8 protein-coding genes are annotated in these 10,458 nt (G+C 59.6%); 5 read left to right on the top strand and 3 right to left on the bottom strand.

Going from position 1 to position 10,458, the window contains the following annotated elements; genetic code table 11:
* Window positions 1–223: 223 nt before the first annotated feature.
* Both typA and thiI read right to left on the bottom strand, forming a co-directional pair.
* Complete coding sequence (typA, locus tag BM70_RS0130160) at window positions 224–2,044, bottom strand: translational GTPase TypA (protein ID WP_025859468.1); 1,821 nt, start codon at window positions 2,042–2,044, stop codon at window positions 224–226.
* Window positions 2,045–2,183: 139 nt separating this feature from the next.
* Window positions 2,184–3,638 (bottom strand): tRNA uracil 4-sulfurtransferase ThiI, encoded by a 1,455-nt coding sequence (gene thiI / locus BM70_RS0130155; protein ID WP_025859467.1) that lies wholly within the window; start codon window positions 3,636–3,638, stop codon window positions 2,184–2,186.
* A gap of 334 nt (window positions 3,639–3,972) precedes the next feature.
* Between thiI and glnA the strand changes: the two genes are divergently transcribed.
* From glnA to ntrC, 4 genes are all read left to right on the top strand, one after another.
* Window positions 3,973–5,379: a type I glutamate--ammonia ligase gene (glnA, locus tag BM70_RS0130150; protein WP_016979133.1), complete on the top strand. Its 1,407-nt coding sequence runs from the start codon at window positions 3,973–3,975 to the stop codon at window positions 5,377–5,379.
* A gap of 152 nt (window positions 5,380–5,531) precedes the next feature.
* Complete coding sequence (locus BM70_RS0130145; RefSeq protein ID WP_025859466.1) at window positions 5,532–6,062, top strand: chorismate mutase; 531 nt, start codon at window positions 5,532–5,534, stop codon at window positions 6,060–6,062.
* A gap of 335 nt (window positions 6,063–6,397) precedes the next feature.
* Window positions 6,398–7,483: a nitrogen regulation protein NR(II) gene (gene glnL / locus BM70_RS0130140; RefSeq protein ID WP_025859465.1), complete on the top strand. Its 1,086-nt coding sequence runs from the start codon at window positions 6,398–6,400 to the stop codon at window positions 7,481–7,483.
* Window positions 7,480–8,916, top strand: coding sequence for a nitrogen regulation protein NR(I) (gene ntrC / locus BM70_RS0130135; protein WP_025859464.1), 1,437 nt, complete (start codon window positions 7,480–7,482; stop codon window positions 8,914–8,916). Before glnL ends, ntrC begins: the two co-directional genes overlap by 4 nt.
* Before the next feature lie 582 nt (window positions 8,917–9,498).
* Here ntrC and BM70_RS0130130 read toward each other — a convergent pair.
* Entirely contained in the window at window positions 9,499–9,939 is a 441-nt protein-coding gene (locus tag BM70_RS0130130; protein ID WP_025859463.1) for a hypothetical protein, read from the bottom strand.
* On the opposite strand from BM70_RS0130130, the gene BM70_RS0130125 reads away from it, so the two are divergent.
* The gene (locus tag BM70_RS0130125) at window positions 9,938–10,393 is read left to right on the top strand and encodes a tRNA (cytidine(34)-2'-O)-methyltransferase (RefSeq protein WP_025859462.1); all 456 of its coding nucleotides are present in this window, start codon (window positions 9,938–9,940) and stop codon (window positions 10,391–10,393) included. The two genes, BM70_RS0130130 and BM70_RS0130125, sit on opposite strands and share 2 nt — an antisense overlap.
* Window positions 10,394–10,458: the final 65 nt, after the last annotated feature.

Genomic DNA, 10,458 nt, shown 5'->3' with positions numbered 1-10,458 from the left:
CGAAGTGGCCCTAAAACCTGGCGCCGCGGTTTGTCAGGAGGAACGCGGCGGCCTTATTGGGGCCGCTTCGCAGCCCAGCGCGGGGCAAGCCCGCTCACCACAACAAGCCTGTTCACCATAACAAGCCTGCTCACCACAAGAGCCCGCCCGTCATAAAATCCAGGCACAAAAAAACGCCCCCGGCCTTTCGACCGGGGGCGTTTTTCATTCAGCCTGAGCTAACTCAGTTCTTGGCTTTCTTGGCAGCGCGGGTACGCTCGCCTTCGTCCAGGATCTTCTTACGCAGGCGGATCGACTTAGGCGTGACTTCGCACAGCTCGTCGTCCTGGATGAATTCCAGGGCCTGTTCCAGGGTGAAGCGAACAGGTGGAACCAGAGCGATGGTTTCGTCTTTACCCGAAGCACGCATGTTGTCGAGCTTCTTGCCTTTGGTTGGGTTGACGCCCATGTCGTTGTCACGGCTGTTCAGACCAACGATCTGACCGTTGTAGATCTCTTGACCGTGTTCAACGAACAGCTTGCCACGCGCCTGGAGGGTTTCCAGGGAGTAGGTCAGCGCCTTGCCGGTTTCTACCGATACCAGAACACCGTTCTGACGGCCGGACATGTCGCCGGACTTCATGGTGTCGTAGCGATCGAAGATCGAGGTCAGGATGCCAGCACCGTTGGTCAGGGTCAGGAACTGGTTACGGAAACCGATCAGACCACGAGCAGGGATGTTGTATTCCAGACGTACACGGCCTTTGCCATCTGGCACCATGTTGGTCAGGTCGCCTTTACGCAGGCCCATCTCTTCCATGACCTTGCCCTGGGATTCTTCAGGGGTGTCGATGGTGACGTTTTCGAACGGTTCCTGCTTCACGCCGTCAACCTGACGGATGATCACTTCCGGACGACCAACGCCCATTTCGAAGCCTTCGCGACGCATGGTTTCGATCAGTACCGAGAGGTGCAGCTCACCACGGCCGGAAACCTTGAACTTGTCAGCCGAGTCGCCTTCTTCAACGCGCAGTGCAACGTTGTACAGCAGCTCTTTGTCCAGACGCTCCTTGATGTTACGCGAGGTCACGAACTTGCCTTCTTTACCGCAGAAAGGCGAGTCGTTTACCTGGAAGGTCATGGAAACGGTTGGCTCGTCAACGGTCAGAGGCTTCATCGCTTCTACCGCGTCCGGGTGGCACAGGGTGTCGGAGATGAACAGCGAGTCCATGCCGCTGATGCACACGATGTCGCCAGCTGCAGCTTCTTCAACGTCGATGCGGTGCAGACCGTGGTGACCCATCAGCTTCAGGATACGACCGTTACGCTTCTTGCCGTCGGCGCCGATAGCGACAACCGGGGTGTTCGGCTTGACGCGACCACGAGCGATACGGCCAACGCCGATAACACCCAGGAAGCTGTTGTAGTCCAGTGCGGAGATCTGCATCTGGAACGGACCTTCACGGTCAACCGCCGGCGCAGGTACGTTGTCGACGATCGACTGGTACAGCGGGGTCATGTCTTCAGCCATGTCGGTGTGGTCCAGGCCGGCAATGCCGTTCAGGGCCGAGGCGTAGACGACTTTGAAGTCCAGCTGTTCTTCGGTGGCACCCAGGTTGTCGAACAGGTCGAAGATCTGGTCCAGAACCCAGTCCGGACGCGCGCCTGGACGGTCAACCTTGTTGATGCACACGATCGGACGCAGGCCGGCTTCGAAAGCCTTCTTGGTCACGAAACGGGTTTGCGGCATAGGGCCGTCTTGAGCGTCAACCAGCAGCAGAACGGAGTCAACCATCGACATTACGCGCTCTACTTCGCCGCCGAAGTCGGCGTGGCCCGGGGTATCCACGATGTTGATGTGGTAGCCGTTCCAGTTGATAGCGGTGTTTTTGGCCAGGATGGTAATGCCGCGCTCTTTTTCCTGGTCGTTGGAGTCCATCACGCGCTCGTCGTTGAGCTCGTTGCGCTCCAGGGTGCCGGATTGACGCAGGAGTTTGTCTACCAGGGTGGTTTTACCATGGTCAACGTGAGCAATGATGGCGATGTTACGTAGATTTTCGATCACTTGTGTATCTCGATCAGAGGATTCGGTGTGCTGACAGGTCGTGGCAGCGATTAACAGTAGAGTCAGGCCTTGCCGTTACAGCTTGACGGCAGAGTCGGGGGGCCGGTGACGCAGGCCACAGGCAAACAGCCCCGGGCTCTTAGCTCGGTCGATAAACGCGCACATTGGCATGCCCCTCACTGAGCAAATGGTGGGCATGCAGGCGACTCATCACGCCTTTGTCGCAATACAGCAGGTACTGACGGCTGTTATCCAGTTCCTTGAAACGCGCGTTCAATGCATAGAACGGCAGCGTTTGTACGTCGATGCCGGCGATTTCCAGCGGCTCATCCTCAGCGGCATCCGGGTGACGGATGTCGATGACGATCTGGCCGGCCAGGGCTTCGCTGACTTCTTCGATCTTGATGTCCTGGCCCAGTTCGTCGATCACGCGATCGATCGGGACCAGCTTGGCGTTCTCGAGCGCACGCTCCAGAATCGCCATGTCGAATTCTTTCTCTTCATGCTCCACGCGATGACGCTTGGCGTGGGTCTTGGGGTTCACCGAGATGACCCCGCAGTACTCGGGCATGTGCTTGGCAAAGTCGGCGGTGCCGATCTGTTCTGCCAGGTCGATGATGTCCTGCTTGTGGCTGGCGATCAGCGGGCGCAAGACCAGCTTCTCGGTGACGCAATCGATGATCGACAGGTTCGGCAGCGTCTGGCTGGACACCTGGGAGATCGCTTCGCCGGTCACCAGCGCATCGATCTGCAATTTATCGGCAATCCGCGAGGCAGCGCGCAACATCATACGCTTCAATACCACGCCCATATGACCGTTATCGACTTTGCCGAGAATTTCGCCCAGCACTTCTTCGAATGGCACGCTTACAAATAGCACGCGCTGGGAGCTGCCGTACTTCTTCCAGATAAAGTGCGCGACTTCCATCACGCCCAATTCGTGTGCACGCCCGCCCAGGTTAAAGAAGCAGAAGTGGCTCATCAGGCCGCGGCGCATGATCTGGTAGGCCGCCACCGTGGAATCGAAACCGCCGGACATCAAGACCAGGGTCTGTTCCAGGGCGCCCAGCGGGTAGCCGCCGATGCTGTTGTGCTGGCTGTGGATCACAAACAACCGTTGGTCGCGAATTTCCATGCGCACTTCAATTTGCGGCGCTTTCAGGGAAATTCCGGCTGCGCCGCACTCGCGACGCAGCTTGCTGCCGACGTATTTCTCGACGTCCATGGAGCTGAAGGTGTGCTTGCCGGCACGCTTGCAGCGCACCGAAAAGATCTTGCCTTCGAGTTCGCGGCCGTAGTGCTGTTTGCACTTCTCGGTGATGTCGTCGAAGTCGCCCAGCGGGTACTCATCCACCTGCAGGAAATGCGCGATGCCGGGCATGCAGCTCAGGCGCTCGGTCATGTCCTTCAAGGCTTTGGGCTCGGTGATACGGGTTTCCAGCTCGAGATTGTCCCACACGCCGTTCACCACCACAGCCGGGTCCAGATCGCGGAGCACGGCACGGATGTTCTTGGCCAACTGACGGATGAAACGCGTCCGTACCGGTCGGCTTTTGATGGTGATCTCGGGGAAGACTTTAACGATTAATTTCATGGAAACAGCGCGCGCCGGGCCTGCTGAAAAAGGGGGGCGCGGATTATAGCGGAAATCGCTCAAGGTTTAACCAGTTAATATGCACAGCACGCGACACGCACTAAATGAGTGCATTTGCATGCCTTTGCGCTACATTGAGGTGCGCTATTTTTGGGCTTTTGTCGTAATGCACCTTTATAGGGGCGTTTTTGGAGCAGAAAACCCATGTTGGCGCACTGGCATGCAATTTGCTCTCTTGTGAGGCAGGTTGCCATGGCGGAGTATCCGCGCCGGCATCACCCACATTCTAAGGGCTAACTCCACTACCCCAGCCCGAAGCCACCCGGAGGACACTATGTCGAAGTCGGTTCAACTCATCAAAGATCATGACGTTAAATGGATTGATCTGCGCTTCACGGACACCAAAGGCACTCAGCACCACGTGACCATGCCGGCTCGCGACGCGCTGGATGAAGCTTTCTTCGAAGAAGGCAAAATGTTCGACGGTTCCTCCATCGCTGGCTGGAAAGGCATCGAAGCCTCCGACATGATCCTGATGCCGGACGACAGCACTGCCGTACTCGACCCGTTCACCGAAGAGCCGACCCTGATCCTGGTCTGCGACGTGATCGAGCCTTCGACCATGCAAGGCTACGACCGCGACCCACGTGCGATCGCCAAGCGTGCCGAGGAATACCTGAAGTCCACCGGTATCGGTGACACCGTATTCGTAGGCCCGGAGCCAGAATTCTTCATCTTCGACCAGGTCAAGTTCAAGTCCGACATCTCCGGTTCCATGTTCAAGATCTACTCCGAACAAGGCTCCTGGATGTCCGACCAGGACGTGGAAGGCGGCAACCATGGCCACCGTCCAGGTATCAAAGGTGGTTACTTCCCAGTTCCGCCGTTCGACCACGACCACGAAATCCGTACCTCCATGTGCAACGCCATGGAAGACATGGGCCTGGTCATCGAAGTGCACCACCACGAAGTGGCCACTGCCGGCCAGAACGAAATCGGTGTGAAGTTCAACACCCTGGTTGCCAAGGCTGACGAAGTACAGACCCTGAAGTACTGCGTACACAACACTGCCGTTGCCTACGGCCGTACCGCGACCTTCATGCCTAAGCCTCTGTACGGCGATAACGGTTCGGGTATGCACGTTCACCTGTCCATCGCCAAAGATGGCAAGAACACCTTCGCTGGCGAAGGTTATGCCGGCCTGTCCGACACCGCCCTGTACTTCATCGGCGGTATCATCAAGCACGGTAAGGCCCTGAACGGCTTCACCAACCCGTCGACCAACTCCTACAAGCGTCTGGTCCCAGGTTTCGAAGCACCGGTAATGCTGGCCTACTCGGCTCGCAACCGTTCCGCCTCGATCCGTATTCCTTACGTGTCCAGCCCTCGCGCTCGCCGTATCGAAGCCCGCTTCCCGGATCCAGCAGCCAACCCATACCTGGCCTTCGCTGCCCTGGTCATGGCCGGCCTGGACGGTATCCAGAACAAGATCCACCCTGGCGATGCCGCCGACAAAAACTTGTACGACCTGCCGCCTGAAGAGGCCAAAGAGATCCCGCAAGTGTGTGGCAGCCTGAAAGAAGCCCTGGAAGAGCTGGACAAAGGCCGTGCGTTCCTGACCAAAGGCGGCGTGTTCAGCGACGACTTCATCGACGCTTACATCGGCCTGAAAAGCGAAGAAGAAATCAAGGTTCGTACCTTCGTACACCCACTGGAATACGAGCTGTACTACAGCTGCTGATCCAGTAGCGCCGCTTCTTAGAGCAGCGTGACGAAAAAGACCTCCCCCGGGAGGTCTTTTTTTTGGCCCGCGATTGCGCCGCCCCAGACACCTATTGTATTGACTGCTACTTCGCCATCGCGGGCAAGCCCCGCTCCCGCAGGAGATCCTCCTTGAAACGTCGACTTATGTTCGCCCTGTTGTTCGTCAGTGCCACTGCGAGTGCTGCGCCGCCCACGCTCGAACCGCTGCTCAACAGCATCGCCGAACGCCTGGAGATTGCCGATCAGGTAGCCCTGAGCAAATGGGACAGCAAAAAGCCCGTAGAAGATAAAAAGCGCGAACAGGAAGTCATTGCCAGCGTTAGCACCCAGGCGCCCACCTACAAACTGGACCCGACCGCCGCCGAGCAGTTTTTTTCGGCGCAGATCGAGGCCAATAAGCTGGTGCAATACACCCACCTGTCCGACTGGCAATTCCAGGGCAAGGCGCCCGACGACCCGCGCCCGGACCTGGTCAAGCAGATTCGCCCCAAGCTGGATGAGTTGCAAAAGCGCCTGCTGCAACAACTGGCCGACTTCACCCCGCAGCGCACCGACCCGCAGTGCCCGCAATGGCTGGCCACCGCCGTGCATGAGCCACTGAATGATCCACTGCGCCAACTGGCAATGATCCGTGCCACCGCCGAGCTGTGCACCCTGTAGCCGGCTTGCCGGCGATAGCGGCAGCACATTCAAAACCGCTATCGCCGGCAAGCCAGCTCCTACACCGCCCGCATTCCTCTTAATGACTCATCTCGCTTCCTGAACAACCTTCACAAAACCGCACTATATTGGTGCGATAGACTGCACCCTTCCCACCTGCCCAGCCCATTTTGGTTCGAAACTTCCCGACCAAGCTGGCAGAACGCCACAGTTTCGCGCCTTAAACCCCCATTTCAGGGCTTGCACGCTTCTTTTCGGAGCCTTGGTTTGGTTTTTGCATTTTGCTTGTATCAGCGTGTGCCTCAAGCCCGCGCCTTGCTCCAAAAGAGGTCCTGATGACCATCAGCGATGCACTGCACCGTTTGTTACTCGACAACCTGACCACCGCGACCATCCTGCTCAATGACGATCTGCGCCTTGAGTACATGAACCCGGCGGCGGAGATGCTCCTGGCCATCAGCGGCCAGCGCAGCCATGGGCAATTCATCAGCGAACTGTTCACCGAGTCAGCCGAAGCCTTGAGCTCGTTGCGCCAGGCTGTGGAGCAGGCACATCCGTTCACCAAGCGCGAGGCGATGCTCACCGCGCTCACTGGCCAGACACTGACCGTCGACTACGCCGTGACCCCGATCCTGAGCAACGGCGCCACCTTGTTGCTGCTGGAGGTGCACCCCCGCGACCGCCTGCTGCGTATCACCAAGGAAGAAGCGCAATTGTCCAAGCAGGAAACCAGCAAGATGCTGGTGCGCGGCCTAGCCCATGAGATCAAGAACCCGCTCGGCGGTATTCGCGGCGCAGCGCAACTGTTGGCCCGCGAGCTGCCGGACGAGCACCTCAAGGACTACACCAACGTCATCATCGAAGAAGCCGACCGCCTGCGTAACCTGGTGGACCGCATGCTCGGTTCCAACAAGCTGCCGTCCCTGGCGCTGACCAACGTGCACGAGGTGCTGGAGCGCGTCTGCCAGTTGGTAGAGGCCGAAAGCCAGGGTTGCATCACCTTGGTGCGTGACTACGACCCGAGCATTCCCGACGTATTGATCGACCGCGAACAGATGATCCAGGCGGTGCTCAATATCGTGCGCAACGCCATGCAGGCCATCAGCAGCCAGAACGAGCTGCGCCTGGGCCGCATCAGCCTGCGTACCCGCGCCCTGCGCCAATTCACCATCGGCCACGTGCGCCATCGCCTGGTGACCAAGGTCGAAATCATCGACAACGGCCCGGGCATTCCTGCGGAACTGCAGGAAACCATCTTCTTTCCCATGGTCAGCGGTCGCCCGGACGGTACCGGGCTGGGCCTGGCCATCACCCAGAACATCATCAGCCAGCACCAGGGTCTGATCGAATGTGAGAGCCATCCTGGCCACACCACCTTCTCGATCTTTCTGCCTCTGGAACAAGGAGCCCCATCGACATGAGCCGTAGTGAAACTGTCTGGATCGTCGATGACGACCGTTCTATCCGCTGGGTCCTCGAGAAAGCCTTGCAACAGGAAGGCATGACCACCCAGAGCTTCGACAGCGCCGACGGGGTGATGAGCCGCCTGGCTCGCCAGCAGCCTGACGTGATCATCTCCGACATCCGCATGCCCGGCGCCAGTGGCCTGGACCTGCTGGCGCGGATTCGCGAGCAGCACCCGCGCCTGCCGGTGATCATCATGACCGCGCATTCGGATCTGGACAGCGCTGTCGCGTCCTATCAGGGCGGCGCCTTTGAATACCTGCCCAAACCGTTCGACGTGGACGAGGCGGTGGCACTGGTCAAACGCGCCAACCAGCACGCCCAGGAACAACAGAACCAGGAAGCCCCACCGGCCCTGACCCGCACCCCGGAAATCATCGGCGAAGCGCCGGCGATGCAGGAAGTGTTTCGCGCCATCGGGCGCTTGAGCCACTCCAACATCACCGTGCTGATCAACGGCGAATCCGGTACCGGTAAAGAGCTGGTCGCCCACGCCCTGCATCGCCACAGCCCACGGGCGGCATCGCCGTTTATCGCGCTGAACATGGCAGCGATTCCGAAGGACTTGATGGAGTCCGAGCTGTTCGGCCATGAAAAAGGCGCCTTTACTGGCGCGGCCAACCTGCGTCGCGGCCGTTTTGAACAGGCCGACGGCGGCACATTGTTCCTCGATGAAATCGGCGACATGCCGGCCGATACCCAGACTCGCCTGCTGCGGGTGCTGGCGGACGGTGAGTTCTATCGCGTTGGCGGGCACACGCCGGTCAAGGTCGATGTGCGCATCATCGCGGCGACCCACCAGAACCTCGAAACCCTGGTGCATGCGGGCAAATTCCGTGAGGACTTGTTCCACCGTCTGAACGTGATCCGCATCCACATTCCACGCATGTCGGATCGTCGTGAAGACATCCCTACCCTGGCCCGCCACTTCCTCAGCCGCGCCGCCCAGGAGTTGGCTGTAGAGCCGAAGTTGCTGAAAAGCGAGACCGAGGAATACCTGAAGAACCTGCCGTGGCCTGGCAACGTGCGCCAGCTGGAGAACACCTGCCGCTGGATCACGGTGATGGCGTCCGGTCGCGAAGTGCACATCAGCGACCTGCCGCCGGAGCTGTTGAGCCTGCCGCAGGACTCTGCCCCCGTGACCAACTGGGAGCAGGCGCTGCGCCAGTGGGCCGACCAGGCCTTGGCCCGTGGCCAGTCGAGCTTGCTCGACAGTGCCGTGCCGGCCTTCGAACGGATCATGATCGAGACCGCCCTGAAGCACACCGCCGGCCGCCGCCGCGATGCTGCCGTGCTGCTGGGCTGGGGGCGCAATACCCTGACGCGCAAGATCAAGGAGCTGGGGATGAAGGTCGACGGCGGGGATGATGACGAAGGTGATGAAGCCTAATTGCCCCCTGTAGGAGCTGGCTTGCCAGCGATGGCGATGTTAAGGACGCCATCGCCGGCAAGCCGGCTCCTACAGTTTGTGTTCGACGCAGAGCCCCATCGCCGTGCACCGCTTCAATGCACCATGAACCGACATCGGGCATGGATCCGATCTCAAAATTAGCCGCCCTGCTCAACAAAATCTGAAAGCCGAAAACACCAAAGCCCCGTATTCCGGGGCTTTGCGCTTTCTGCAGAAGTTTTTTGGAACAACCTGGCGACTCTGGCACGCGCCCTGCAACAACCCTGTCACTACCCAGTTTCGGGGACCTTGGTACAGGCAGGCCGAGAATCCCCTCTTTACACCCGGGGTGCTTGATGCGAACCGCGTCGCGCTCCACACCGCTTTGGGGAACCTCGGTACAGGCAGGCCGGGGATTCCCTCTTTAACACCGAAGCCTTCAAGGCTTCACCCCGTTTTGGGAGCCCTGGTACAGGCAGGCCGGGAACTCCCTTCTTTAAACCCGGGGCTTATGTGGCACAGCGCCCATAGCCCCAGCCCGTTTTGGGGACCTTGGTACAGGCAGGCCGGGGATTCCCTCTTTTATTCCTCCTGGAGATGGATCTCCAGCCGCCAGCGGCCATCGGCCTTCTCCCCCTTCCATTCCCCACGCAACGGCCGGGCCGCCACCAGGTTCAGCAGCAAGCCGCCATCGGTCTTGCGCACGCGCCAGTTCACATCTTTTTCATTGACCTTGAGTTGCCCACCGGCGGCCTTGCCCTGTGCGTCAAACAGCAGCGCGACGGTGCCGTCGATATACTCGCCGTGCAGCTTGGGCTCGCTGTTGAACCACACCACTACGCCGTCTGCAGCCGTCTCGACCTGTTGCAGTTCGACCGGGTCCGGAGTGGTCAGGCGGCCGATCATCAGGCCCACCATCAAGCCAACAATTGCCAAAGAGCCCATGACCCGCGGCATAAGCTTCGGCCTTGGATCGTCTTCGGGGGTAGAATGCAGCGCATCTTTGCCTTCGGAGCCGTGCATGTTTCACGTCATCCTTTTTCAACCAGAAATTCCGCCGAATACCGGCAACGTTATCAGGCTGTGCGCCAACAGTGGCTGCCACCTGCATTTGATCGAGCCCCTGGGCTTCGACATGGACGACAAGCGCCTGCGCCGAGCCGGGCTGGACTACCACGAGTACGCGACGCTCAAGCGCCACGCCGACCTGGCCAGCTGCCTGGAAAGCCTGGGACACCCACGCCTGTTCGCGTTTACCACCAAGGGTGCGCGGCCGTTCCATGATGCCAGCTTTGCCGAAGGCGACGCCTTCCTCTTCGGCCCGGAAAGCCGCGGCCTGCCGGCCGAGGTGCTTGACGCCCTGCCCGACGGCCATCGCCTGCGCCTGCCGATGCGCGAGGGTTGCCGCAGCTTGAACCTGTCCAACACCGTGGCCGTTGCCGTTTACGAAGGCTGGCGCCAGCTGGGCTTCAAATAACACCCTCTCACCCTGTAGGAGCCGGCAAGCCGGCTCCTACAAGGGCATAAAAAAAAGCGCCGTAC

The sequence above is a fragment of the Pseudomonas sp. CHM02 genome (assembly GCF_000612585.1).
Taxonomy (GTDB): domain Bacteria; phylum Pseudomonadota; class Gammaproteobacteria; order Pseudomonadales; family Pseudomonadaceae; genus Aquipseudomonas.
The sequence above is the reverse complement of the archived record's forward strand: the minus strand, read 5'-3'. Positions and strand labels throughout refer to the sequence as shown.